Annotated in this window: 23 protein-coding genes and 1 riboswitch; of the genes, 9 read left to right on the forward strand and 14 right to left on the reverse strand. The window is 38.8% G+C overall.

Going from position 1 to position 25969, the window contains the following annotated elements; all coding sequences use genetic code 11:
- Positions 1-61: 61 nt before the first annotated feature.
- Positions 62-1387 carry a UDP-glucose dehydrogenase family protein gene (locus QUF99_RS26675; protein WP_289374106.1) on the reverse strand — a complete coding sequence of 442 codons (1326 nt, stop codon included), beginning with the start codon at positions 1385-1387 and terminating at the stop codon, positions 62-64.
- Positions 1388-2261: 874 nt separating this feature from the next.
- Between QUF99_RS26675 and QUF99_RS26680 the strand changes: the two genes are divergently transcribed.
- The 3 genes from QUF99_RS26680 to QUF99_RS26690 all read left to right on the forward strand — a co-directional run bounded on the left by QUF99_RS26680 (position 2262) and on the right by QUF99_RS26690 (position 7054).
- Positions 2262-3335: a glycosyltransferase family 4 protein gene (locus tag QUF99_RS26680; protein WP_289374107.1), complete on the forward strand. Its 1074-nt coding sequence runs from the start codon at positions 2262-2264 to the stop codon at positions 3333-3335.
- A 200-nt stretch (positions 3336-3535) separates the two neighbouring features.
- Positions 3536-4276: a polysaccharide deacetylase family protein gene (locus tag QUF99_RS26685; RefSeq protein WP_289374108.1), complete on the forward strand. Its 741-nt coding sequence runs from the start codon at positions 3536-3538 to the stop codon at positions 4274-4276.
- Positions 4277-4378: 102 nt separating this feature from the next.
- Entirely contained in the window at positions 4379-7054 is a 2676-nt protein-coding gene (locus tag QUF99_RS26690) for a sigma-54-dependent transcriptional regulator (RefSeq protein WP_289374111.1), read from the forward strand.
- Positions 7055-7136: 82 nt separating this feature from the next.
- On the opposite strand, the gene QUF99_RS26695 is transcribed toward QUF99_RS26690, so the two are convergent.
- The gene (locus tag QUF99_RS26695) at positions 7137-7550 is read right to left on the reverse strand and encodes a CHRD domain-containing protein (protein ID WP_289374113.1); all 414 of its coding nucleotides are present in this window, start codon (positions 7548-7550) and stop codon (positions 7137-7139) included.
- A 241-nt stretch (positions 7551-7791) separates the two neighbouring features.
- Here QUF99_RS26695 and QUF99_RS26700 point away from each other — a divergent pair, with 241 nt between their 5' ends.
- Positions 7792-8973: a chromate transporter gene (locus QUF99_RS26700; protein WP_289374114.1), complete on the forward strand. Its 1182-nt coding sequence runs from the start codon at positions 7792-7794 to the stop codon at positions 8971-8973.
- A gap of 39 nt (positions 8974-9012) precedes the next feature.
- Here the strand turns inward: QUF99_RS26700 and chbG are convergent, their stop codons facing one another.
- The 5 genes from chbG to QUF99_RS26725 form a co-directional block, all read right to left on the reverse strand.
- Positions 9013-9717 (reverse strand): chitin disaccharide deacetylase, encoded by a 705-nt coding sequence (chbG, locus tag QUF99_RS26705; protein ID WP_289374115.1) that lies wholly within the window; start codon positions 9715-9717, stop codon positions 9013-9015.
- A gap of 52 nt (positions 9718-9769) precedes the next feature.
- Complete coding sequence (celF, locus tag QUF99_RS26710; protein ID WP_289374117.1) at positions 9770-11095, reverse strand: 6-phospho-beta-glucosidase; 1326 nt, start codon at positions 11093-11095, stop codon at positions 9770-9772.
- Between the two features lie 5 nt (positions 11096-11100).
- Complete coding sequence (locus tag QUF99_RS26715) at positions 11101-11424, reverse strand: PTS lactose/cellobiose transporter subunit IIA (protein WP_289374118.1); 324 nt, start codon at positions 11422-11424, stop codon at positions 11101-11103.
- Positions 11425-11606: 182 nt separating this feature from the next.
- Positions 11607-12914 (reverse strand): PTS cellobiose transporter subunit IIC, encoded by a 1308-nt coding sequence (gene celB, locus QUF99_RS26720; protein WP_289374119.1) that lies wholly within the window; start codon positions 12912-12914, stop codon positions 11607-11609.
- Positions 12915-12930: 16 nt separating this feature from the next.
- Complete coding sequence (locus tag QUF99_RS26725) at positions 12931-13233, reverse strand: PTS sugar transporter subunit IIB (RefSeq protein WP_289374120.1); 303 nt, start codon at positions 13231-13233, stop codon at positions 12931-12933.
- Positions 13234-13683: 450 nt separating this feature from the next.
- Between QUF99_RS26725 and QUF99_RS26730 the strand changes: the two genes are divergently transcribed.
- Entirely contained in the window at positions 13684-14124 is a 441-nt protein-coding gene (locus QUF99_RS26730) for a GNAT family N-acetyltransferase (RefSeq protein ID WP_289374122.1), read from the forward strand.
- A 17-nt stretch (positions 14125-14141) separates the two neighbouring features.
- On the opposite strand, the gene QUF99_RS26735 is transcribed toward QUF99_RS26730, so the two are convergent.
- From QUF99_RS26735 to QUF99_RS26755, 5 genes are all read right to left on the reverse strand, one after another.
- Positions 14142-14555, reverse strand: a complete 414-nt coding sequence (locus tag QUF99_RS26735) for a DUF3021 domain-containing protein (protein ID WP_289374123.1) — start codon at positions 14553-14555, stop codon at positions 14142-14144.
- A gap of 4 nt (positions 14556-14559) precedes the next feature.
- Positions 14560-15009, reverse strand: coding sequence for a LytTR family DNA-binding domain-containing protein (locus QUF99_RS26740; RefSeq protein ID WP_289374125.1), 450 nt, complete (start codon positions 15007-15009; stop codon positions 14560-14562).
- 134 nt (positions 15010-15143) lie between these two features.
- A complete protein-coding gene (locus QUF99_RS26745; protein ID WP_289374126.1) occupies positions 15144-15461 on the reverse strand; it encodes a PTS lactose/cellobiose transporter subunit IIA in 318 nt (105 codons plus the stop codon).
- 9 nt (positions 15462-15470) lie between these two features.
- Entirely contained in the window at positions 15471-16772 is a 1302-nt protein-coding gene (gene celB, locus QUF99_RS26750) for a PTS cellobiose transporter subunit IIC (protein WP_289374128.1), read from the reverse strand.
- A 14-nt stretch (positions 16773-16786) separates the two neighbouring features.
- Positions 16787-17089: a PTS sugar transporter subunit IIB gene (locus tag QUF99_RS26755; protein WP_289374130.1), complete on the reverse strand. Its 303-nt coding sequence runs from the start codon at positions 17087-17089 to the stop codon at positions 16787-16789.
- A gap of 447 nt (positions 17090-17536) precedes the next feature.
- On the opposite strand from QUF99_RS26755, the gene QUF99_RS26760 reads away from it, so the two are divergent.
- Positions 17537-18751, forward strand: a complete 1215-nt coding sequence (locus tag QUF99_RS26760) for a dicarboxylate/amino acid:cation symporter (protein WP_289374132.1) — start codon at positions 17537-17539, stop codon at positions 18749-18751.
- A 338-nt stretch (positions 18752-19089) separates the two neighbouring features.
- Complete coding sequence (locus tag QUF99_RS26765; protein ID WP_289374133.1) at positions 19090-20238, forward strand: acyltransferase; 1149 nt, start codon at positions 19090-19092, stop codon at positions 20236-20238.
- Positions 20239-20632: 394 nt separating this feature from the next.
- Here the strand turns inward: QUF99_RS26765 and QUF99_RS26770 are convergent, their stop codons facing one another.
- A complete protein-coding gene (locus tag QUF99_RS26770; RefSeq protein WP_289374135.1) occupies positions 20633-20782 on the reverse strand; it encodes a hypothetical protein in 150 nt (49 codons plus the stop codon).
- A gap of 260 nt (positions 20783-21042) precedes the next feature.
- Here QUF99_RS26770 and QUF99_RS26775 point away from each other — a divergent pair, with 260 nt between their 5' ends.
- Together QUF99_RS26775 and QUF99_RS26780 are read left to right on the forward strand one after the other, a co-directional pair.
- Positions 21043-22398, forward strand: a complete 1356-nt coding sequence (locus QUF99_RS26775; protein ID WP_289374138.1) for a cytochrome ubiquinol oxidase subunit I — start codon at positions 21043-21045, stop codon at positions 22396-22398.
- Complete coding sequence (locus QUF99_RS26780; RefSeq protein ID WP_289374140.1) at positions 22391-23416, forward strand: cytochrome d ubiquinol oxidase subunit II; 1026 nt, start codon at positions 22391-22393, stop codon at positions 23414-23416. Before QUF99_RS26775 ends, QUF99_RS26780 begins: the two co-directional genes overlap by 8 nt.
- A 104-nt stretch (positions 23417-23520) precedes the next feature.
- Here QUF99_RS26780 and thiC read toward each other — a convergent pair whose 3' ends face one another.
- Entirely contained in the window at positions 23521-25281 is a 1761-nt protein-coding gene (gene thiC / locus QUF99_RS26785) for a phosphomethylpyrimidine synthase ThiC (protein WP_289374141.1), read from the reverse strand.
- Positions 25282-25738: 457 nt separating this feature from the next.
- Positions 25739-25854, reverse strand: a riboswitch (TPP riboswitch).
- Positions 25855-25969: the final 115 nt, after the last annotated feature.

The following is a 25969-nucleotide window of genomic DNA, read 5'->3' on the forward strand; positions in this document are numbered from 1 at the left end:
ATATATGTTAGTATTATTTGCCATTATATATGAAAATGCAAGATGATAAAAGGAAGCATTTCTAATAAGTTGTGGAGGCCTTTCTATTACGAATCCTTTGTCTTCCAACGGAATAATAATCTATTCCGGATTTCTCAACATCCTGTAGACTATAACAATTTCTCCCATCAAATATAATAGGTTCACGCATAAGCTTCACATACTTTTCTATAGGATATGTCCGTATATCCTCCCATTCGGTTACGATAAACGCGGCTTCCGCTCCTGTAATTGCCTCATCCATACAAGTTGTATATTCTACTTGTTTCGCAAACAGCTGCTTCACATGCAGAATAGCCTGTGGATCATATACAATAACGTTAGCACCCATCTTTAAAAGCTCCTTGATAATAAGAAGAGAAGGTGCTTCTCGTATATCATCTGTATTTGGTTTAAAAGCCGCCCCTAGCACAGCAATACGTTTCTCGTTTAAATTCATAACCTTTTTCGCTTTATTCACAAGCATCATTTGTTGTTTATTATTTACCTCAATGACTGCTTTTAATAATTGAAAATCATGTGCAATATTCCCTGCAATTTGAACAAGAGCATTTGTATCCTTCGGGAAACACGAGCCGCCATAGCCAATACCGGCTTGTAAAAAATGTGGACCGATTCGCTTATCCTTTCCCATACCGGCCGCTACTTCTAACACGTCCGCTCCTACCTTTTCACATATATTTGAAATTTCATTTATAAAACTAATCTTTGTAGCTAAAAAAGCGTTTGAAGCATATTTTATCATTTCCGCACTTCGAATATCTGTAACAAACGTTTCAATCGCCAACTCTCTATATAAGTCCTCTACTTTCTTCGCAATTTCTGCTTTTTCGGCCCCAATTACAATGCGATTACCATGAAAAAAGTCATACACACCAGAACCTTCTCGTAAAAATTCCGGATTCGATACGATATGTATCCTATGTTTTTGTGGCAACTCCTCCAGAATCCATTCCTTTATTTTGTCATTAGTTCCTACAGGAACAGTACTCTTCGTAATCACAATCACATCCGAATTCACATACGTTCCAATATCATGACACACATTACGAATATAAGTTAAATCTGCGGTTCCATCAGGCAATGAGGGCGTTCCTACTGCTATAAATAAGTAATCTACCCCTTCAAGCGCCTGGGCGTGACTTGATGTGAATGTTAAAAGTTTCTTTTGAACAGCCTTATCTACTAATTGTTGTAGACCTGGTTCATAAATCGGTAATTCGCCTTGCATCATTCTTTCAATTTTTCCTTGATCAATATCAAAGCAAGTAACTGGATAACCTAATGTCGCTAAACCTACGCCTGTGACTAATCCGACATAGCCAGTACCTATAACGGTAATTTTCATACTTCACCTCTTATTTCTTAACTTTGCGTACAATCATAAAGTGAAACTTTGATCAGTGGGGTTTTATGGGTAGTTTATCCCCACCTAACTTCTTTGTTTCTTATTAGAACTTTGAGGTGGGGGTATTACTGCCCGCGAATAGCGGGATTAAAAAGACTATCACTTCACATTTCCTGATTATGATTTATTAGCTTCGCATACACAACAGTTCATTCGCTTTCTCATTTCTTTATTATATGAGACGTCTTCTCTTTCTTTTTTTAAGATTTTGTAAAATAAAACTTTCCATATTTTAACGCGGAACGTACGGATATGAACGTGCAACACTTATAATAAAGAAATCCGCTATCGCCCATACAATCTATAATACCTGCTAGAAAAAACATTCAAATATAACTTTCAGCCCAGCATAGTAAGCCGTACTACACCTATATAAATCCATTTTGATTTTTCGACATATAGCCGCGGCTATGGATAACAAAAGGTGACCTACACTCGTTTTCTCTCTTTGTTTTCACTATGTCTGGGCAGCAAAAGGATCTGACCGCTTCTATGCATGGCCGGATGCTCTCTCCCACCTAAAAAGAAGGATTTTATGTCGGTTTTTTAATTTGTATTTATATAAACAAAAAACAAATGATTTAAAACAAAAATCTTTACAACGTATGTTGTAAAGATTTTGTAACCTTCTTATATGAATTAACATTCGTCATGGGCTTGTCATATATTTTATCTATTTCCAATTACAGTGAAAAGAAAAAAAGATTGAATTCTAGTCTTTTTGTGATACCATATGTTTGAGTCAAAAAATAAACATCATAATTTTCAATTAACTTTCAGGAATTTACGTTAAAATATAAAAGGTGGGGTATTCATGGACTCACAAGTGATTTATGCAATTTTGGCATCCTTCATTACCGTACTAGTCATTACTCCCTTTGTAATTAAGTTAGCATTTAAAATCGGAGCAACGGATAAGCCAAACGCACGTAAAGTACACCAAAAAATCATGCCTCGTCTTGGTGGATTAGCAATCTTTATTGGCGTAGCTGTCGGCTATTTCATTAGTGGATTATACGAGCAGAGAATGATGTCAATTAGTGTAGGTGCCATCATCATTGTTATTATCGGTATACTAGATGACATGTACGAATTATCTGCAAAAGTAAAATTTAGTGGCCAACTATTAGTCGCAGCACTTATTGTAAAAAGCGGCTTATTAGTTCAAGTACTATATATTCCAATCTTAGGAGAGACTGAGCTTGGGATACTTGCTTATCCAATTACAGTCTTTTGGATCGTAGGTATTACAAATGCCATTAACTTAATTGATGGATTAGATGGATTATCAGCTGGAATTTCATCTATCGTCCTTGCAACGTTAGCATATATGGCTGTTACGAGTCCGATTGGTACTGGCGCTGTCATCATTCTGCCACTCGCATTGATTATCCTTGCAAGTACAATTGGATTTTTATTCTATAACTTCCATCCAGCAAAGATTTTCATGGGAGATACAGGGGCATTATTTTTAGGATATTGCATCTCTGTCATATCGTTACTCGGCTTATACAAAAGCGTAACGTTATTCAGCTTCATCGTTCCAATTATTATTCTAGGCGTACCTGTATTTGATACAACGTTTGCGATTATCAGGCGCGTCGTCAATAAAAAACCGATTTCTGCACCGGATAAATCGCATTTACATCATCGTCTATTAGCAATGGGCTTCTCTCATCGTATGACGGTACTCATCATTTACGCATTCGGTATTTTCTTTAGCGTAAATGCTATTATTTTCTCTAGTGCAACTTTATGGTTATCCATTATCCTTCTGTTCGTTTTAATCTTCTTTACTGAACTTGTAGCAGAAGTAATTGGCCTTGTGCACGATCGCTATAAACCAATTATTGCCTTCTATAAAAAAGTAAAAAAGCGCGAAGAATAAAAATAGTATAACCCGTATCTTCATAAAATATTCAAATGGCATCCTTTCTTTTCTAGAAAGGATGCCATTTTTTATTTCCAAAATATAGTTTGTTTGAGAGTCCCTCTATTGGAGAAAGATATAGACACAAAAGTGATAGTAGGAAAGGTATCTTTATTTCTTTCTTTACATTTTTGACTGTTAAACTGAGGGTGAGTATCATGACAAAGCAAATGTTTCGATGTATTTGTTTGTGTTTGAGTATTATTACATGTTCTATATCTTATACTGAAGCAGCCGCTAACTCCTCAAGTGAACATCGCTCTACTATTCATACTACTTCCAGTCTTCCACAAAAAATAGCGTACTTAACATTTGATGATGGACCAAACAAATACACATCACAAATTTTAAACATTTTAAAACAAAAAAATGGGAAGGCAACCTTCTTTGTAATTGGTGGAAAAGTTTCACACTATCCACAAACCGTAAAACGACTTATACAAGAAGGCCATTATATTGGTTTGCATAGCATGTCTCACGACGTAAAACGTTTATACAATGGCGATCCATCCGTTTTGATTGCAGAAATGGAGCAAACCCGAACAATCGTCCGTCATGTAACAAATTTAGACTCACACCTTGTTCGTGTTCCTTACGGTAGCATGCCTTATTTAAAGAAAAATTATCGCGATGCACTTGTTTCCGCTCAATATAAAATGTGGGATTGGACAATCGATACATATGACTGGAAAAGCTATCATAACCCATCAGCTGTACTAGAACGGATTATGAATCAAAACGATGAACAAGTAGAGGTCATATTAATGCACGATTCTAACGTTACCGTACAAATTCTCCCCAAGGTAATTGACTATCTCTTAGCAAAAGGATATACACTTCTGCCCTATAATCCTTCTTCTCATGTAGAAGTAAACTTCTGGAAGGACACAAGATTGTAACAGCTTTAGTAGATACTAAAGCTGTTTGCTGCTTTTCTCTTCCCACAATTCCTATTTTTGTGTAAAATTTTAAATAGTGATGAAGTTTCGAGGTGAAAAATAATGAAACGAATGGACCTCATTTATGACGCAATACAAAAAGGTATATATCAAGAAGGTGTAACAGCAGCTGAACTTGCTACACTTCTACAGTTAGACCGTGCAAATGTAAGCAGTGATTTAAATAAACTTGTGAAAGATGGCCGTTTATCTAAAACAGGAACACGTCCCGTCCGTTTCTATTTAGGAACGAATGCTCATATGGAAACGCATTCGCAGGATGAAACTTCACTTGATGCCTTTGCAAGAGAAAATCAAAGCTTGAAAATTGTGATTGAGAAGGCAAAAGCAGCTGTTCTCTATCCTCCAAACGGCATGCATACGCTTCTTCTTGGAGAAACGGGTGTCGGAAAATCCATGTTTGCCTCTTTAATGCATGAATACGCGATTGAAGTGAATCAGCTTCAAAAAGGTGCACCGTTCATTGTCTTTAACTGTGCTGATTACGCCAACAACCCACAGCTCCTACTAGGACAACTTTTTGGGATTAAAAAAGGAGCTTATACAGGTGCGAATGATCAAAAAGGCTTAATCGAAAAAGCACACGAAGGCATTCTCTTCCTTGATGAGGTACATCGCCTTCCACCAGAAGGACAAGAAATGCTCTTTACATTTATTGATCGCGGTGTATATCGTCGTTTAGGAGAAACAGAGAATGAGCGCCGTGCACAAGTATTAATTATTACCGCAACAACAGAAGAACCAAACTCATTTTTACTCAAAACATTCACAAGACGCATTCCGATGACTGTAACACTTCCACCACTTCGTGAGCGGACTCATCAGGAACGCTTCGCATTGTTACAACTCTTTTTTACAAGTGAAGCAATTCGGTTGCAAAAAGAAATTCATGTCAGTCCAAATGCAATGCGCGCTTTCGTCTTTTATCACTGTCCAAACAACATCGGACAGTTAAAAACAGATGTACAAATCGCTTGTGCCAAAGCCTATTCTGACTTTGTAACAAAAAAGCGAGAGCACATCCGTGTTTCTAGTACCGACCTACCATGGTACATGAAAGAAGGCTTGTTTATCGAAAGAAAAAGTCGACACCTGTACCAAGTGCCAAATGAGACATTTGTATTTACAAGTGATGAAGGATGGAGCCGGCACAAAACAGAAAATACCCGTTCCTCCATTTATGATTACATCGATCATAAATATGAAGAACTGCAAGCACGTGGCATTGAGGAAGAAGAATTAGAACTACTAATAGAAAATGATATTCAAAGCTTTTTTGTCCATTATTTTAATCAAATGTCCAAAAAGACAAACCATGAAAACGTCTTCAAAATTGTGGATCGAAATATTGTTGCAGTATGTGAAAAAATTGCAGCGTTAGCAGAAAAACATTTAGCTAAGACGTTCGATGAAAAAGTATTTCTTGCTTTAAGTTTACATGTACAGACAACTTTACAACGATTACAGAGTGGCAAACAGATTCATCACCCGCAGCTAGGTCAAATTCGTACGAAATACAAAGATGCTTTCTCAGTAGCGATGCAGGGCATTCAGCTTTTAGAAGAAGAATTACAAATAACAATGCCGATTGATGAAGCTGGATTTTTAACGATGTTTTTCGTCGTTGATTCCATCCCGACTTCCCAAACAGAAGTAAAAGTATTAATTTTTGCTCATGGCAATGGCATTGCAACGGAAATGGCAAATGTCGCTAACGAATTGCTTGGTATTGATGAAGTAACAGGAATTGATATGCCACTTCACGAGTCACCAAAAGACTTCCTAGAACGAGTAAAAGTGTACATGAAAACCTTGCAGCATATCAACGGACTTCTCTTGCTTGTTGATATGGGATCACTCGCTTATATCGGGGATATATTAGAGACAGAATTTCATATTCCTGTACGCGTTCTTTCCATGACGAGCACACCGCATGTGTTAGAAGCAGCCCGAAAAGCTCAGCTTGGCTATTCATTAGATGCGCTATATGAAACTGTGAAAAACTTAACGCCGTTTTATCTCAACATACAAGAAGAGAAGAAAAAGCCATTGACTCCAATGAAATCGGTCATTTTAACAGCCTGTTTAACAGGTGAAGGAAGTGCACTGGCTATTCAAAAAATGCTCGGAAATTATTTACGCTTTGATAAAGATCTAATTGAAATTATTCCAATAAGTATCGTTCATGAAAAAGATTTAACAAAAATGATTGAAAACATTAAGAAGGAACGCAATATGATCTGTATTGTGACAAACTTTGATGTACAAGTACCGTGCTTAACCTACCATTTCCAAGATATCTTGAATTACAAAGCAATTCAACCGATTCAAGAGCTGATTACGTACGAGGAAACATATGCAAAAATGGCTGATATTCTCGGTCAACAAATGCAGCGCGATGATGGCGCACTTATGATTAAAACGATTCGTTATTCATTAAATACAATTCAAGAGCTCATCTCTTTGCAGCTAAACCCTGATAGTTTAATGGGCGTTATTCTGCATATGAGCTGTATGGTTGATCGTCTTCAAAAGGGAGAAGAACTCCTTCCTTATCCCGACAAAGAAACGCGTAGACATGATGAATATTGGATGTACATGAAAATTAAAAAAGCACTGCAACCCATCGAAAACACGTTTGAAATACAAATTCCAGATGATGAAGTATTTTATATCATGGACTTTTTCATTAAAAATCAACCAGACAAAAAAGAATAAAATAAAAAACATTCCTGTGAATCTCGACCTTCACGGGAATGTTTTATGATAGAGAGTTTTTCCTATTTCGTAACGAAAAGACTTATGAATCAATTTCCTTTATCGCTCCTCGAATTTCACCTCTTTTATATTCCTCTGTATGAACATTTACATAAGCATTCGCCTCATATAATTCGTGTACGAGGTTCTCAAGCGTCTTTCCTTGCAAAGGGCCTTCTAAATCTTCATTCGTTACCATACCCCTAATTACGCCCTCATTCACGCTAATTCCCGGCTTAACAGGACCAAATAGAAATGCAACAACTGGACCATTCTGCTTTGCTGTTCCTAAATGAATATGACAAGCGGTTACCTTCTCAATATCCTTCAATGTGATCCTGTAATGCATCCTTGTAAAATTATCATTAAAGATAAATTCTGTTACGCCATACGCTTTTGTTTTCACAGGAGGTATTTCATATCGTCCTTTTAGTCTAGCAAAGAAATGTTTTATCATGCTAGCAACCTACTCCTTATATAAATTTCATCGCAATGCTCACATCTCTTTGAATATCCTCTTTAACTAACTTATGGCTAGGACACGATCAATTATGCCTCATTCACGATTGATTTTTTCATGAAGGTACCTAATTTCTCTTCTGAAACATTTACAAAATCATTACATTCCTGTTATTCCATTCACCACCGTAAGTCCTGTATAATGCATCGTAGATTTGATGCTTCTTTAGGAGGTTCACTTGAAAACGCTAAAACATTCCGTGCACTCGTTAATAGAAATCTTTCTTGTTTCACTCAAACTTGGTCTCACTTCGTTCGGAGGTCCTGTCGCTCATCTTGGTTATTTCCATCATGAATATGTACAAAAGCGAAAATGGATGGATGAGAGAAGCTATGGGGATTTAGTGGCACTCTGTCAATTCCTTCCTGGCCCTGCAAGCAGCCAAGTTGGTATCGGGATTGGCTTGTCACGCGGAGGACTACTAGGAGCAATTGTCGCTTGGATTGGCTTTACGCTTCCATCCGTTCTTGTCCTTGTGTTTTTCGCTTTACTACTGCAGTCATTTTCTGTAACAAAAGCCGGCTTTATTCATGGGTTAAAGCTTGTAGCTGTAGCGATTGTTGCCCATGCATTATGGGGCATGGCACAAAAGTTAACGCCTGACCGAAACCGGGCAACAATTGCCATTATTACCGCGGCGATTGCTTTATTATGGCCAAGTGCTTGGACACAAGTTGTGCTTATTCTGTTTGCAGGTGGCATCGGCTGGCTCTTATACCGTGAGCATACGATTCCGCCTGCTACTGAAACGCGCATTCCTGTTTCACGTACCATTGCCGTCACATGTATTCTATTATTTTTTAGTTTATTATTCTTTTTACCGATCTTACGACCACTTTCCGATTGGATCGCCATGTTTGATAGCTTCTATCGTTCTGGCGCACTCGTATTTGGCGGTGGACACGTTGTTCTTCCCCTTCTTGAAAATGAATTTGTTTTAAATGGCATCATGACAAAAGAACAGTTTCTAGCAGGATACGGCTTAACCCAGGCTGTTCCAGGTCCTCTTTTTACATTTGCTGCTTATATAGGGACCTTGCTCGGTGGTATACCTGGAGCCATCCTTGCAACAATTGCGATCTTTCTTCCTGCATTCTTACTCGTCATTGGTGTTTTGCCATTTTGGGATTACTTGCGACGTCAGCCAACTATACAAGGCGCACTCTTTGGCATCAACGCCGCCGTTGTCGGTATTTTACTAGCTGCCTTCTACAACCCTATTTGGACAAGCTCTATCATGAGTACAATTGATTTTGTCATCGCCTCTCTCTTATTTAGCCTGTTAGCATTTTGGAAGGCTCCTCCTTGGACCGTTGTCCTCCTAGGTGCTTTCAGCGGATATATGCTTTCGCTCCTATAATAAAAAAGACGACTTTTCGATAGTCGTCTTTTCTTATATTTAAAACTTTACAAGTTCCATTCCTTCTGGCAAAGAACTTTCTGTTAAAATTCGTAGCTCCTTCACGCGATCCATCACGTAAGAGGAGTGCTTCACAAGCTCTGGATCAATATACGCAGGGTGTACCATAATTTCGACTGTTTTCCCATCTAAAACACGTTCTTTCAGCCTCATAAAGTAATCCTCCTGTACTCCATCACTGTAGAAATCACTATAAAACACATCAGAAAATGGTCGCACTGCTCGCTCTTGTTCGCAGCGGCGAATCGGTACATTATACTTTTCAGCTAATCTTTCTAGCACATCATGCAAAATCGGCAAGGAATGTACATGATGATGACTATCTAAATGCGTCGGTGTTAATCCGTAAGATAAAAACTTTTCAATTTGCGCGGTCCACTCTCTCTCGACATCTTCTGGATTGATATCGCCTTCCCACACAGTAGCTTGTTTATGAAATAAACCATCTTCTTTCACAAGTGATGGCACATCTGTAAGAAGAGGTTTTCCAGCAGTTAATACAAGATGGACCCCAACTCCTAATGTTGTATATTCCTTTGCCAAGCGTGCAGCATGCTCTGTTCCTGGCATGTTCATCATCATTGTTGTAGAATTTACAATCCCGTTTACGTGCCCTTCAATAATTCCGTAGTTGGTACCTTCTGTAAGGCCAAAATCATCTGCATTTACGATTAATCGAATCATGTATTTCCCCTCCTACTAAATGAAAAAAAGCGGGCTCAGTAAGCGCCGCTTTTTATTTTTCTACTTTTTTGAAGAATTGTGGAAGATACTCTTTATGTGCTTCCAACATTTCATCTAAAATTTGTTTCGCTACTTTATCTGATGGTACAAGTGGATTGATTGTCATAGCAAGCAGCGCTTTATGATAATCACCTGTAACAGCAGCTTCAATTGAGGTACGCTCAAATGATTTAATTTGCTGTACTAAACCGCGAACAGGAACCGGTAAATCACCCACTGCGATCGGTTTTGGGCCGTCTTTTGTAATGACACAGTTCACTTCAACAGCAGAATCATACGGCAAGCTTGCAATTGTACCATTATTTCTTGTGTTAACAGGTTGAATATCACCTTTGTTATTATAAATCGATGTAATTAAGCTACATGCTGCATCGCTGTAATAAGCTCCGCCGCGTTTTTCTAATTGCGGTGGCTTAATATCTAAATTCGGGTCTTTATATAATTCGAATAATTCATCTTCTAATTGTTTCACGACTTCTGCACGTGTACCTTTTTCGATAGAAGCTTGTTTTTCTTCTTCTAGCATTTCACGTGTTTTATAGTAATAACGATGGTATGGACATGGAATTGCACGAAGCGCACGAATGAAATCTGGCTCCCAATCAAGCGCCGCAATGTTTTCCATTGTGATTTGCTTTTCTGGATCTGTCATTAATTCTAAAACGCGATCCATTACACTTACGCCATCTAAATACACATTCAATCCGTAGACCATATGATTTAAACCAGCAAAGTCAACATGCACACGGCTTTCATCTACTTCAAGAAGCTTTGCAAGTCCCATACGAATACCAATTGGAACGTTACATAGCCCAACTACTTTTTGAATATTCGTATAGCGAAGTACAGCCTCTGTTACCATTCCAGCTGGATTTGCAAAGTTAATAAGCCAAGCATTTGGACAAAGCTCCTCCATATCCCTACAAATATCTAAAATGACAGGAATCGTTCTCAACGCTTTAAATAAACCACCAGGACCGTTTGTTTCCTGACCGATTACATCATATTTCAAAGGGATTGCTTCATCTTTTCCGCGCGCTTCTAATAAACCAACGCGGAGCTGTGTTGTTACAAAGTCAGCATCCTTTAATGCCACACGACGATCAAGCGTCAAATGAATATCAATTGGTAATCCTGCTTTTTTCACCATACGCTTTGCTAAGTTACCAACAATTTCTAATTTCTTTTTCCCAGCTTCAATATCTACTAACCAAATTTCACGAACAGGAAGTTCATCGTAACGCTTAATAAAGCCTTCAATTAACTCTGGTGTATAACTAGATCCACCGCCAATTGTAGCGATTTTAATTCCACTCATGTTGTTTATTCCCCTTTCGCTTCAAGCTTTTTATATAGATTGATAAATTCTGCTGCTAATTCTTTTACCGTAATTGCATTCATTAAATGATCTTGTGCATGAATTAAGAGAACACTAATTTCAGTTTTTTCTCCCCTTGCTTCTGATTGTATGAGCTCTGTTTGGAAATGATGTGCTTCATTGATCGCTTCTTTCGCCTTTTCCATTGCTTCATCAGCAGCATCTAATTTCCCCTGTTTTGCATATTGAAGTGCTTCCATTGCGAAGCTTCTTGCGTTACCGCTGTGTAAAATAAGTTGGAATGGGATTTGTTCTGCTGTAGTCATCATAATTTACCGCCTCTCTCTATAAAGTTCAACCGATTGAAATGCCCCTTCAGTTTGAACGTGTCTATTAAAGTATGATTTTATTTATTTAGTTTTGGTGTTCTTCCAGATGTGTGCCATCCTTCTGAACAAGATATAAAGTTATTGTTCTCACGGACAATGCTGTCCGTGAGAACAATCATGTATTACATAGGTACAGATTGGTCTTTTCCCTGTGTTGCTGCTTTTTCAGTACGAACAACAGAACGGTCACATAACACGACGAATGGATAGTAAATTACCATCGCAATTACAAAGTTGAATAACTGTAGAATTGCACCGGAGAAATGTCCGCCTGTTACAAGGTAACCACTAATGATTGGTGGTGTTGCCCATGGAATCATCGCAACTGTTTTTGGTACCCAGCCAAGAGAAATAGCTGTATAAGAAGTAATAACTAATACAAGTGGTGTCACAATAAACGGAATGAATAAAATTGGGTTTAAAATAATTGGTGTACCAAAGATTACTGGTTCGTTAATGTTGAATGCACCAGGCCCGATCGATAATCGTGATACCCCGCGCAATTGTGCACTTTTTGCTACGATTAATACAACAGCTAAGAATGCTAATGTTGCACCAGAACCACCAAGATATACGAAAGTATCAAAGAATGGTTTTGTAATAATGTTTGGAACATCAAATGCAGATGTACCATTTTGGAATAAGTTGATATTTTTTTCTAGTGCTGGTAAGTATAATGGCTCGATAATACCACCAACGATATTTGGACCATGTAAACCAAAGAACCAAAGAAGATGAACAAGGAACACAATAACGATGGCACTTGGCAATGTACCTGCTAAACTTTGTAACGGTAATTGAATTGTATTAAAGATAAATTCATGAACACTGGTACCTGCTAATTTCACTGCTAATTGTATCCCTGCAACAACTGTTAAAATAACAAACGCTGGAACTAATGCTGCGAAAGATCTTAACACTGCTGGTGGCACACCATCTGGCATTTTGAAAGTAATCTCTCTTTGTACAAAGAAACGGAACGCCTCAGTAACAAGAAGTGCCACAATGATTGCTACGAATAAGCCTTGCGCGCCTGTCCAAAGGAAGTTGAGGCCGCCTTCTTTCGGTGTTGTTGGTGTAAGAATAATTAACGCACTAAATGAAATAATACCTGCTGACAATCCATCAACACCGTAAGATTTTGCTAAGTTATAACTTGTTGTAAACGCTATGACAAGTGCTAAAACTGCGAAAGAACCTGTCCACATTCCACCGCCGATTTGTTTCCATGTCTCTCCAAACATATCTTTCATAAAGTTTTGGAAAACTTCAGATGGGAAACCATTAATTAGTGATGCAAATGCACCCACTAAGATCAGTGGCATAACTGCAATAAAACCATCACGTATTGCAGCTAAATGACGTTGCGATCCTATTTTCCCTGCGACTGGAACAATATACTTTTCCATAAATGCAATAAATTTTTGCACTATTTCTCCCCCCTAATTATTTTTTTAGTGTTAATGCATGATCTAAAACTGCTTCACCATTCATCATGCCGTAATGCATTGAATTAATAACATCGATTCCAACATTTTTCTCATCAGCAAGCGCTTTCATAGATGACAGCATGTAACGAACTTGTGGTCCTAATAATAATACGTCTGCTTCATCGATGTTGTTTTTTACTGCATCCCCAGATACAGCCCAAATCTTTCCTTCTAATCCGCGAGCTTTTGCAGCCGCTTCCATTTTTGTAACTAGTAAGCTTGTAGACATTCCTGCTGAACAACAAAGTAAAATATTCATTCCTAATTCCCCCTATGTGTATAACTTGTTTGTTTATATGTTTTTTCTTTACGCCTTTTATTAATGCAAGTACCGTGCCAACTTTCGAAACCGCTTTATATTAACGTTTTTTCTTGTGTTTTTATTGTGTGTTATCGATTTCAAAGTGTGTGTTATCCGAAACACGGGTAGTGTGTCGCAAAAACAACACACTATGAGTACATATCAACATAAAAATGGATTAGTGTTTGATTGTCTAGTTGTGTGTAGGAACAGAACAGAAAATAAAATAAAATATTTTTATAAAGTGAAAAAACTAGTTCGTAGTCTAGGAGAAATAATCGATATGAGCTAACGCTCGTTTTACTTTGCAAGAATTCTCTCCAACATGAGACACATGTTAAAATAAAGTAAAACTACCATTAGTGGGGACTTACTGCCCGTTAATGCGGGATAAAAAGGAGTAATCTTATGAATTGGTATATTAAAAAATTCGAAGAACTTACAACAAATGAACTATATGAAATATTAAAAGAACGTACAAATGTCTTTGTCGTTGAACAAAACTGTCCGTATCCAGAAGTCGATGGGAAGGATATTGCAGCACATCATGTATTTCTCGAAAAAAATGGTGAAATCATTGCGTATTCACGCGTTTTACCAGCTGGTGTTGCCTATAAAGAGGTTTCCTTTGGCAGAGTGCTCGTGAAGAAGGAGCATCGTGGCACTGGTCTTGCAAAAGAGCTACTCGAAAAAGTACTTCACTTTCTTGAAACAGAATTAAAAGAAACAACGATAAAAATCCAAGCGCAAGATTATTTACAACAGTTCTATGGTTCATTTGGATTTGAAGCTATTTCAGATGTATATTTAGAAGATAATATTCCGCATATTAATATGCTAAAAAAATAAGAAGGGAAACTCCCTTCTTATTTCAATTGATTATTCAATCCCTCAATTTTTTTCTTCCAATATGTTGTCATCGCAAACCATATAATCAAGTAAATAATGATAAAGCTACCTACACAAATGAGGATAGGTCCAATGCGTACTGGTACCCAACCAATCCATATCGAAACTGGCAAGAATGTTCCTAGTAAAATGATAAAATGAATAATTGTTTGTTTTAAAATGTTCCATTCTTCTTTCTCAAAGACAAAGGAAGCGAACGAGAAAATCAGCCCAACAATATTTGCTGTAACAAGGTGGATGAGTAATGTTTTTGTCTGCAATACATCCATTCCATTCGCATAACCAATTCCTAAAAACAATAAGCTATAAAACATCGCCATCGCCATCCCTGCGACTACCTTAGCACCAACCCTATCAAACAATGTAACCATCTTCCTAACCTCCTCCTATATTAAAAGCCTCTTTAATAAGCGGCACATACTTTCTTGAAACATATTCCTTCATTCCGTTTGAAAAGTGTGCACACATACTGCCGCTAAAGGACATCTCAAAGCTTGTGACATGCTGTAGATTTGCAAGTGTAGACTTCGAAAATCGTACAAAGCGATCACTTTGAAGTTTTGTTTCGAGTTCATATAAACGAGATTTTATTTCGAGAATCCCTTTCGTCGTTTGTGCTATTACCTTTCGATCCTCTGCATAAAACCAATAAATATCTTTTGGTTCTAACACATAATATTTCTGATCCGATATCCCCACAATTTGCTTTATATTCCCCCCTTCTATCATTTTTAAAAGATGGTGTATTTCATCCGTTACTTCTTTTGCCTTTACAATAATCTCAATTTCATCTTGTGATGGGTCTAACTCAATGTGAATTTTCACTGCTTCCCACCCCCTTTACATCTTCATTTTTACATATATTTGGAATAAATAAATGGATATGTACATAAGTGGTACCTTTCTTGACATAACCGACTGGTTTTCACACATCAAAAAAGGCCCTGCACTTGCACGGCCTAATCTTTCTCTGACATCTTCCTATATAACTCTACAAATTCACTCGCTAGTTCCTTCACTGTTATGGCATTCATTAAATGGTCTTGTGCATGAACCATTAACAATGTAAGCTCTACCTTTTCTCCGCCTGCTTCTTTTTGAATGAGTTCTGTTTGCAAGCGATGTGCTTCTTGCAATTCTTGCAGTGCCTCTTGCAGTTTGGCATCCGCTTCGGCAAACTCTCCTCGCTTCGCATAATCGATTGCTTCCATCGCACTGCTTCTGGCATTTCCTCCATGCAAAATCAAATGAAAAGCCTTTGTTTCTAACGTATCCATTTCGATTCTTTACTCCCCCTGTTCTTCGGCTACCTTTTGCTTATCCCATATTTTTAAGAATGGAAGATAAATAAGGAAGGCCAAAATAAAGTTAACAAGTTGCAATACAACACCTGAAATTTTCCCACCCGATCCTAAATAACCACTAAACAGAATCGGTGTCGTCCATGGTACAGCTGCTCCGCTTGGTCTTGCAACAAGACCCCATTCCATCGCAAAATACGATACAACCGTTAAAACAACTGGAGCAAGTATAAACGGAATAAGAAGAAGCGGATTTAACACGATTGGCATCCCAAATGTCACCATCTCATTAATATTAAAGATACCAGGCGCAATGGATAGCCTACCTAAACTTTTTAATTGCTGACTTCGAGCAAATAATAACATCGCCACAACAAGTGCAAGCGTGGCACCAGAGCCACCTGTATAAATCCATAAATCAAAGAATTGTGCTGTTATCGTATTTGGTACGTCTTGCCCTGCCTGAAAAGCAATGCGGTTTTGATCCATTAACGATAACCAAACCGGGCTCATGACTCCGCCCACAATCGCAGCTCCATGAATCCCACATGCCCAAAGCATATGGACAATAATTACCGCCGCTACCGCGCCAAAAAGACTTGCACCAAGTATACTAAGTGGTGCTTGCAGAAGTTGCCCCACAATATTATGAATACTACCAAAAGTAGTATGCTCCATAATTAAGCGCAAGATCCAAACAACGGTTATTACAACAAATCCTGGAATGAGTGCAGCAAATGAACGTGTTACAGCTGGTGGAACATTTTCTGGCATTTTAATAATCAGCTTTCTTTGTACAATAAACCTATAAATTTCGGTAGATATAAGTGCTAAAATCATTGCCACAAATAACCCTTGGCTCCCCATTAGTACAGCGGGGATTACACCTTCTACGATCACACTCTCCTTCGTACCAGTTATCATATGTGAAACTTGGAATGGTGTCGCCAGCAAGAATGACACCATTGATAACGTACCTGCTGCTAATGCATCAACTTTATATTGTTCCCCAAGTCTGTAAGCGATTCCAAAACTTGCTATTAAAGACATTATATTAAATGTTGCGCTAACTGGATACCCTAATGCTTTTTGCCAACCATCTCCAAACAGATTTGCCATAAAGTCATTGTAGCCTGGTATTGGCAAAGAACTGATAATAAGGAAGAATGATCCGATAATTAAGAAAGGCATTGTTAAAATAATTCCATCTCGAACAGCTTGTAAATGGCGCTGTCCTGCAATCTTTCCTGCTATCGGCATCACGTACTTCTCTAAAAACCCTATCATCTACTCCACTCTCCTTATGTCTTCATTAACAATGCTGCTTGTAGAACGGCTTCTCCATTACAAAGCCCGTAGTGTACAGAGTGAATAACATCAACCGGTATTCCTTTCTCCTTACACATTTCTTTCATCTTTGGCAGTAAATAGCGGACTTGTGGTCCAAGTAATAATACATCCGCTTCATCAATATGATTACGTACTTCCGATCCTGAAACAGCCCAAATTCTCACTTCAACTCCTTTTACTTGTGCCGCCTTTTCCATTTTCGTTACAAGTAAACTTGTAGACATTCCTGCCGCACAGCAAAGTAAAATATTCATCGAACCCCCTCCTCTCTTTCTCCATTTTTATATACAATGCCTAGCTTGATCCGGCTCGAATCGCAACTAGATTACCAATATATATGTCTAGATTTTTTTCCATATGACGAGCATGAAAAACAAAAATCCCCAATACAAACAGTTCTCGTTTTTCACGCTATTCTATCTATCTTCATTTTCCTAGTAAACAGCAGCACAACTCGCTATAATAAATCAGTATGATTTTTTATAAATATATAAATCCATTTTGATTTTTCGACATATAGCCGTGGCTATGGATAACAAAAGGTGACCTGCACTCATTTTCTCTCTTTGTTTTCACTGTGTCTGAGGCAGGAAAAGGATCTGACCGCTTCTATGCATGGCCGGATGCTCTCTCCCACCTAAAAAGGAGGGTTTTATGTCGTTTTTTAAATTTGTATTTATATAGATTGGGGGGGTATATATATGAAAGCTTATCGCTTTCCACTTATTTTATTATCTTCCATCCTAATTGGTGGTTTCATTGGTTATTTCATGGGTGCCGATGCAGTTGCTTTAAAACCGCTTGGCGACATTTTCTTAAACTTAATGTTTACGATTGTTGTGCCACTCGTTTTCTTTAGCATCGCCTCATCCATTGCCAATATGGATGGATTAAAACGTTTGGGAAAAATTATGTCGAGCATGGCTGGGACTTTCCTATTTACGAGTATTATTGCCGCAATTTTTATGATTATTGTTGTGAAAGTATTCCCACCAGCACACGGCGTTGTATTAGAACTAACAAAACCTGATAAAGTTGCAAATATTAGCGTTGCTGATCAAATCGTTGGTATTTTTACAGTTTCGGACTTTGCAAAACTACTATCTCGTGAGAATATGCTTGCCCTTATTTTCTTCTCTATCTTAATGGGTGTAGCCACTTCAGCGGTAGGAGAAAAAGGAAAGCCATTCGCTACCTTCTTACAATCTGGTGCAGAGATCTCGATGAAAGTTGTATCGTTCATTATGCACTACGCTCCGATTGGACTTGCTGCATACTTTGCCGCTTTAGTTGGTGAATTCGGACCACAGCTACTCGGAACATATTTCCGAGCAGCAATGGTATACTATCCAGCTTCTATCGTATACTTCTTTGTTGCTTTTACATTTTATGCTTACCTTGCTGGACGAAAGCAAGGTGTACAAATCTTTTGGAAAAACATGGTCTCTCCTACCGTTACATCACTTGCAACTTGTAGTAGTGCCGCAAGTATTCCAGCAAACCTAGAAGCTACAAAAAAAATGGGTATTTCTTCTGACATTCGTGAAACAGTCGTCCTGCTTGGTTCTACTCTTCATAAAGACGGATCTGTTTTAGGCGGCGTGATAAAAATCGCCTTCTTATTCGGGATTTTCAATATGGAATTCTCTAGTCCAAAAACGTTAGCAATCGCACTTGTTGTTTCTCTATTAGTTGGAACAGTAATGGGCGCAATTCCTGGCGGCGGTATGATTGGTGAAATGTTAATCGTTTCTCTATATGGCTTCCCACCAGAAGCTCTGCCAATCATTGCAGCGATTAGTACAATTATTGATCCCCCAGCAACGATGTTAAACGTAACAGGTGATAACGTTTGTGCGATCTTAACAGCACGCCTTGTAGAAGGTAAAGATTGGGTTAAAAATAAACTTGCATAAAGTGAGACTTTGATCAGTGGAGTATTACTGCCCGCAAATAGCGGGATAAAGTGAAACTTTTATCAGTGGGGTTTTCTTCATCCCCCACTGATAATTAGTTGAACCAATCGGGCTTTTACGGGCAGTTATCCCCCACCTATCTTCTTTGTTTCTCTCTGAATCTTGAGGTGGGGGTCTTACTGCCCGTTAATGCGGGATAAACAAAAAGAGCGTTGGTTTTCATAAACCAAACGCTCTTTTTTATCACTGCCACAAATTTGTTATAACTTTCACAAACTTTCCACAGTACTTTCCCTTACTTCGTACTATAATCATGTATGGAAAAGGAGATGGGAATCATGACACAAAATGCCCCAGAATTTAAAATTTTGCAGAGCATCGCTTTCCTAGCCGTTGTTTTGCAAAGTTCATTAATATATACAATGAACCAAGGCAATTTAGTATTAGAACAATCTATTATTATCGGTATGCTATTCAACCTTGCAAAATTCTCGGCACCGGCCTTTATCTTTATCGTTGGTTTTCATCTCATTAGCCAGTATACAAAGCAAATACTATATAAAGAATACATCTATGAAAAAACAGCAAATCTACTTGCCCCTTACCTTTTCTGGTCTATCATTTACCTATTCATAACAAAAGACGCACTCACAATGCAAAGTGCAATAAAAAGTCTATTACTTGGAACAGCTGCACCTCACCTTTGGTATGTCATCATGATGTTTCAAATTCACTTATTGTTCCCGCTATTATGCGTCACTTTTTATTGGTTTCAAAAACGGACACATAATCAGCAAGATATATACAAGTACATGGCTGTCTTCGCCATGATTTATTTTCTTTTAATGTGGTACTCTTCTCACTACATCTTTAACGGAGAAGCATTAACTCGTTCAGGCATTTTACATTATACAGACCGATCCTTCTTCTTCTATTCTTTTTATTTTGTCATGGGAGGAATTGCGGCTGTTAGCCTTCGTGCTTGGCGTTCATTCGTCATGAAGCATATACCGCTTTGTACTATTCTATTTTTCATTTTATTCTTATTCATTAATTATGAATTATTTAGTTTTCACGGTGTGGATGAAATTCATCTCACGGTATCTACCTATTTAAAACCTTCCATGTTTTTGTACATTGTATGTGAAATTTTAATACTGTACGCTTTATCCATTACAATCGCTCAGCATCGCAGTGGTTTATATAGAGCATTGCGCTTTATTGGAAACTATACATACGGTGCGTATTTAGCACACTTCTTCTTCTTACAGCTAAGTATTAAAATACTCTCAATGTTCACACTGCAAACAAATTCAATTCTCTACAGTGTGCTGCTGTTTCTTTGTACCGGGGCACTATCTATCACAACAATGGTCGTATGCAGCCTGATTCCGTTCCATACATGGATTACAGGTCCAAGTCCAGTTCCTGCACTCAAATGGCCAGCTATCATGCCCTCGCTATCGCTATTGCGAAGTAAAAAATAGCGTAAAGTGAAACTTTAATCAGTGGGGGAGTATTACTGCCCGCAAATAGCGTGATAAAAGTACGTGTTCAAAAAGGAGGATACAGAGAGCCGAGCAATTCGAGGCACGGAAGCCAGGAGGATACGGAGTGTAGCTGGAACTACATGAGTACCGGACTGGCGACGTAACGAAGAAATAGGGCAGCTATCTTTACCGGACTTTTTGAACATCCTATAATAAAAACCAGCAAGCTAGTTACTTGCTGGTTTTTATTGCTGTTTCCGCCAATAACGGTAATACATTATCAAAAATATGCGTGTCCTTCTTTTCACCTCTTTAATAAGGCTAATCCGAATCGTTTCAGGGCATACGGAAACAAAAAAGGACAACCTAATTAGATTGTCTCTTTCAATCTCTATCCTTCACAAACTTCTTTTGTAGGACGATATAGTGCTTGTACAAGATGGTCATATTCACGCCGCGTGATTTCCTTATTGTATAGCTTTAATAACAAATCTCTATGCTCTTTCGAAAATGCCATTTTTTTAATGACTTCAGGATACATAATAACATGCCCTCCGTTTCACATGAACTTTTCTATTCGGTTACCCCGAACAGAACTTACGTTCGCATAAGCATTATAAAAGATTTTGTCCTAAAACACAAATAAAAAGATTTTTCATTGTCTTTAAATGTTTTTTGAATATTTCGAAATCATGATATCATAATTACTTTTTAAAATACACATATATTTTTTGGCAGTTTTTTGAATAATTTTTCCAGTCCAATCAGAAAATAATGGTAAAAAAGAAGAGGAGTAACATTATGGATACCGTTACGTTATCACGCGCTTTCTTCGGGTCGTCACTAGCTTTTCATATTATATTTGCAACGCTTGGTGTCGGACTATCTTTAATGATTTTTATAAGCGAAGTGTTATATCACTGGAAGAAAGATTCAGATTATGCTGTCATGGCCAAACGGTGGACAAAAGCTTTCGCCATTCTGCTTGGCGTGGCCATTCCAACTGGAACAATTGTCGGTGTACAAATTTCACTTCTTTGGCCCGGATTTGCAAAAATTGTAGGACAAGTCATTTCTGTACCATTCCAAATTGAAATTTTCGCCTTTTTTTTAGAAGCTTTATTCATGTCCATTTACGTGTATGCCGCAGATAAATTGCCGCCATTTATGAGATTGATCTCCCTCTTTTTTGTTATGCTTGGTGCCACTGCATCTGCTATCTTAATTACATCCGCAAATACGTGGATGAACACACCAGCGGGTTTTTCCATGAACCCAGATGGCTCCGTCTTTAATGTGGATCCATGGAAGGCCTTTTTTAATCCAAGCTTCTTCACAAGTTCCGTTCACGTTACGATTACCGCTTATGCAACAGGGGCTGCTGTCATCGCTTCTATCGCTGGATTTAAATTACTAAAACGAAATAAAAGTGTACGTGAAATTGCCTATCATAAGAAGGGATTGTTTTTAGGTCTAACTGTCAGCTTTATTACTGGCGCAATTCTGTGGCTCTCTGGGCATGAATCAGCTATCGCTTTACATAAGCATTCACCAGAAAAATTAGCAGCAGCGGAAGCACTATTTGATACACAGTCACACGCGCCGCTATCTCTTGGCGGAGTTGTTGATCCTGAAACACACGAATTAAAATACGGACTGGAATTTCCCAATATGTTAAGTATGTTAGTTGGACTGAATCCAAATACTGTCGTAAAAGGATTAAATGACTTCCCACAAGAAACGTGGCCACCCTTTTACACCCATACACTGTTTAACTTGATGGTCGGCACAGCGGTCTTCGCTTTCGCTGTAGCCGCAATTTCTCTTTTATATTGGTACTTTATTTATCGTAAAAAGGGAACAGAATTCCCAAAATGGATGCTATGGGGGATTGCCGCATGTGGTCCAGTTATGATGCTCGGCATTGAATTTGGGTGGATTTTCAGTTGTAGTGGCCGGCAGCCGTGGACCATTTATGGAATGCAGCGCACAATGGATGCCGCAACACGTGCTGACTTTGTCGGACCTTTGTTCGTTTTATTTGTCATTTTATATATCGGGCTTGGCGCTTTAACGATTTTCGTACTTCGGACATTCTTCAAACGCCATCCACTGCAGAATGACCTACAACATCAAGGGGGTGGGCCACGTGCATGAAGCAAGTATTGCCATTATCATTTTATGGGCGATTATCTTTGTATACAGCATTTTAGGTTCCATTGATTTTGGAGCTGGGTTCTGGGGAATGGTATATGCGAAGCACCCAACACTAGCAGGAAAGCTTGCCAACCGTTACTTATCGCCAACTTGGGAAGTAACCAATACATTTCTCGTCTTTGTCGTTGTCGCATTTCTTGGCTTCTTTCCAAAGGCAGCTTTCACATTGGCAACAGTCATGTTCGTACCGGTGACATTAATTCTAGTCCTTGTTGCCATTCGTAGTACATTCATGGTTTTTGCTTATTCCTTGCCAAAGTACGCGCATTTGCTTCGCCTTATTTCTGGCATTACCGGGCTCTTAATCCCAGCTCTATTAATCACCGTTCTTCCCGTGACAGAAGGTGCTTATATTACAATCTCTGGTGGAAAAGAAACACTATTATACGGGAAGCTTCTATCAAGTCCCGTTATTTATTGGTATATGTTATTCGGATTAACTTCCGAATTATTTCTCTCCTCTCTTTTTCTAGCCGATTTTGCGAGAGAACAAGGCTCAGAAGATACGTATCGGATTTACAGGCGCAATGCTATTGTACTTGGACCAGCAACACTCGTTACTGCGATCATTGCTCTTGTTGTCATGGACCCAGAAACAAATTGGCTCATGCAAGGGTTAATTAAACAATTTCCATGGTTTACAGTTTCACTTATTTTGTTTGTAATCGGTTATTCTTCCCTTTGGTGGACGAATAAAAAATACGATGCGCTTGGTTGGTCACGCATCGCTGTTTTAGCGGTTGTCGCACAATATGCCTTTGCAAGTTACGCTTACGGCGTCGCACATTTACCGTATATCATCTATCCAGATGTTACTGTATTTACAAGCTTTACAACGAAAGAAACATTCTATGCCCTGCTTGTTCTCTATGCAATCGGTATCGCGATTTTACTACCAGGCTTTATCTTCTTCTGGAACCTGTTCTTAAAAGATCGAACGTTTTTAAAAGAAAAATAATAATAGCCCCCTCTGCTACCGTCTTAGCAAAGGGGGCTTCTATATTTAAGTTAGGTACACGTGATCAATCAAGTAAAAAGGTGTTCGGAATGATACATTCCATATTATTGATATAAATGACTACCTGTTTCTTTAAATTGTTCTGCTTTTTCTTTCATGCCTTGCTCAATTGCTTCTGTTGTTTCTAAATCATTCTCTTTTGCATATTCACGAATGTCATGTGAAATTTTCATACTACAGAACTTCGGACCACACATCGAACAGAAATGAGCGGTTTTTGCGCCTTCTGCTGGCAATGTTTCATCGTGATAATCCATCGCTCTCTCAGGATCTAACGATAAGTTAAATTGATCGCGCCAGCGGAATTCAAAGCGTGCCTTTGAAAGTGCATCGTCGCGTTGTTGTGCTGTTTTATGCCCTTTTGCAAGGTCAGCAGCATGCGCCGCAATTTTGTAGGTAATAACGCCTTCGCGAACATCATCTTTGTTCGGTAAACCTAAATGCTCTTTCGGTGTTACATAGCAGAGCATTGCTGTACCAAACCAGCCGATCATCGCTGCTCCAATTGCAGATGTAATATGATCATAACCTGGTGCAATATCCGTTGTTAATGGTCCAAGTGTATAGAACGGTGCACCTTGGCAAATATCAATTTCTTTCTCCATATTTTCTTTAATTAAGTGCATTGGTACATGCCCTGGTCCTTCAATCATGACTTGAACATCATGCTCCCAAGCGATTTTTGTTAATTCCCCAAGTGTTTCAAGCTCAGCGAATTGTGCTTCATCATTCGCATCCGCAATCGACCCTGGACGTAAGCCATCTCCAAGAGAGAAAGAAACATCATATTGTTTCATAATTTTACAAATTTCTTCAAAGTGTGTATATAGGAAGTTTTCTTTATGATGATATAAACACCACTGTGCCATAATCGAGCCACCGCGTGAAACAATTCCCGTTACACGTTTCGCTGTAATAGGAATGTAACGAAGTAATACACCCGCATGAATCGTAAAGTAATCGACGCCTTGCTCTGCTTGTTCAATTAATGTGTCATGGTATACTTCCCACGTTAAGTTTTCAGCGATACCATTCACTTTTTCAAGCGCTTGATAGATCGGTACAGTTCCAACTGGTACAGGTGCATTACGAATAATCCATTCCCGTGTTGTATGAATGTTTTTCCCTGTAGATAAATCCATAATTGTATCTGCGCCCCAGCGCGTTGCCCATGTCATCTTCTCTACTTCTTCTGCAATAGAGGAAGATACGGCAGAGTTCCCGATATTCGCATTTACTTTCACATGGAAATTACGGCCGATAATCATCGGTTCTGCTTCTGGATGATTAATGTTTGTTGGTAAAATAGCACGACCTTCTGCAATTTCTTTACGAACAAACTCTGGTTTTACACCTTCACGAATCGCAACATATTCCATCTCAGACGTAATGATGCCTTTACGAGCATAATGCATTTGCGTTACATTTGCCCCTTCTTTCGCACAAAGTGGTTTACGATCCATTTGCGGGAACACAGGTGTATGTTCCGATGCAGCTTTCACACCATCATCTTCTGGTTTCACTTCACGACCTTCATACTCTTCCACATCTCCGCGCGCAACAATCCATCCGTGACGAGGCGTTGGAATGCCTTTCTCAAGCTCCACTTTGTATGCAGGATCTGTATAAGGACCACTCGTATCATATACGCGAATCGGTGGATTTGGCACACCGTTTGTTTCGCTTTGTGCAATCTCACGCATCGGTACTTTCATACCTTCACGTGTGCCTTCTACGTAGACTTTCTTACTCCCTGGTAAACTCGACTTCAATTCAATTTGCTCAGCTGAAACAGATTGCTTCATAATTTGTGTTCCTCCCCTTTATTGTTTCAAGAAACCTACCTTGCTTGGAATCTCCAACCAGCTTCCAAACAATTCGATTCTAACTTCAGCGACATTTCGCCGCTTCTGCTTTTCTTGAGATCCAGCTCCAGCGGCTAGAATGGTCGGTGGCTTCGCTTCTTCCGCTGAGGCAAACTACGCCTCTTCGGCTGAAGCTCCATCACCCTATCATTCTGAATGAGCCGCTTCCGCTTTTCTTGAGATCCAGCTCCAGCGGCTAGAACAGTCGGTGGCTTCGCTTCTTCCGCTGAGGCAAACTACGCCTCTTCGGCTGAAGCTCCATCCCCCTCTTGTTCTGATCGAGCCGCTTCTGCTTTACACGTGACAAGGACGAGAATAAGAACTAGTGGCCAGCGCATGCCAAAATAAAAAAGCCAGGTCCATAGTAAAAAAAGGACCTGGCTCATAAGACATAGTTATGTAAAGCCGTTAACTTCCCTACGCTGGTACGAGCCAGATCAGGTCCAGAGGGTTAAGAAGTTTTCGCCCTTCTCTCTCAGCCCAAGCATCTCTTGGGCACCCCTAGTTTATCACTGATTTAATTTTCAATACTTTCTCATCATACATGATAATCTGAAAAATGCAAAGAAATGATTCAAGATTTGTGTGACTATCCCATATCGATTTTTGACGTTTAGTCGATATATTT

The sequence above is a fragment of the Bacillus sp. DX4.1 genome (assembly GCF_030348195.1).
Taxonomy (GTDB): domain Bacteria; phylum Bacillota; class Bacilli; order Bacillales; family Bacillaceae_G; genus Bacillus_A.

Bases quoted from the DNA above. Each gene is read 5' to 3' on its own strand.
- QUF99_RS26715 (WP_289374118.1), bottom strand. From the start codon at position 11,424: ATGATGACTACAGCAGAACAAATCCCATTCCAACTTATTTTACACAGC.
- QUF99_RS26675 (WP_289374106.1), bottom strand. From the start codon at position 1,387: ATGAAAATTACCGTTATAGGTACTGGCTATGTCGGATTAGTCACAGGC.
- QUF99_RS26680 (WP_289374107.1), top strand. From the start codon at position 2,262: ATGGACTCACAAGTGATTTATGCAATTTTGGCATCCTTCATTACCGTA.
- QUF99_RS26690 (WP_289374111.1), top strand. From the start codon at position 4,379: ATGAAACGAATGGACCTCATTTATGACGCAATACAAAAAGGTATATAT.
- QUF99_RS26745 (WP_289374126.1), bottom strand. From the start codon at position 15,461: ATGGATACGTTAGAAACAAAGGCTTTTCATTTGATTTTGCATGGAGGA.
- celB (WP_289374128.1), bottom strand. From the start codon at position 16,772: ATGATAGGGTTTTTAGAGAAGTACGTGATGCCGATAGCAGGAAAGATT.
- QUF99_RS26770 (WP_289374135.1), bottom strand. From the start codon at position 20,782: ATGTATCCTGAAGTCATTAAAAAAATGGCATTTTCGAAAGAGCATAGA.
- QUF99_RS26775 (WP_289374138.1), top strand. From the start codon at position 21,043: ATGGATACCGTTACGTTATCACGCGCTTTCTTCGGGTCGTCACTAGCT.
- QUF99_RS26760 (WP_289374132.1), top strand. From the start codon at position 17,537: ATGAAAGCTTATCGCTTTCCACTTATTTTATTATCTTCCATCCTAATT.
- QUF99_RS26695 (WP_289374113.1), bottom strand. From the start codon at position 7,550: ATGATAAAACATTTCTTTGCTAGACTAAAAGGACGATATGAAATACCT.
- QUF99_RS26755 (WP_289374130.1), bottom strand. From the start codon at position 17,089: ATGAATATTTTACTTTGCTGTGCGGCAGGAATGTCTACAAGTTTACTT.
- chbG (WP_289374115.1), bottom strand. From the start codon at position 9,717: ATGATTCGATTAATCGTAAATGCAGATGATTTTGGCCTTACAGAAGGT.
- QUF99_RS26735 (WP_289374123.1), bottom strand. From the start codon at position 14,555: ATGGTTACATTGTTTGATAGGGTTGGTGCTAAGGTAGTCGCAGGGATG.
- celF (WP_289374117.1), bottom strand. From the start codon at position 11,095: ATGAGTGGAATTAAAATCGCTACAATTGGCGGTGGATCTAGTTATACA.
- QUF99_RS26685 (WP_289374108.1), top strand. From the start codon at position 3,536: ATGACAAAGCAAATGTTTCGATGTATTTGTTTGTGTTTGAGTATTATT.
- QUF99_RS26730 (WP_289374122.1), top strand. From the start codon at position 13,684: ATGAATTGGTATATTAAAAAATTCGAAGAACTTACAACAAATGAACTA.
- QUF99_RS26765 (WP_289374133.1), top strand. From the start codon at position 19,090: ATGACACAAAATGCCCCAGAATTTAAAATTTTGCAGAGCATCGCTTTC.
- QUF99_RS26725 (WP_289374120.1), bottom strand. From the start codon at position 13,233: ATGAATATTTTACTTTGTTGTTCAGCAGGAATGTCTACAAGCTTACTA.
- thiC (WP_289374141.1), bottom strand. From the start codon at position 25,281: ATGAAGCAATCTGTTTCAGCTGAGCAAATTGAATTGAAGTCGAGTTTA.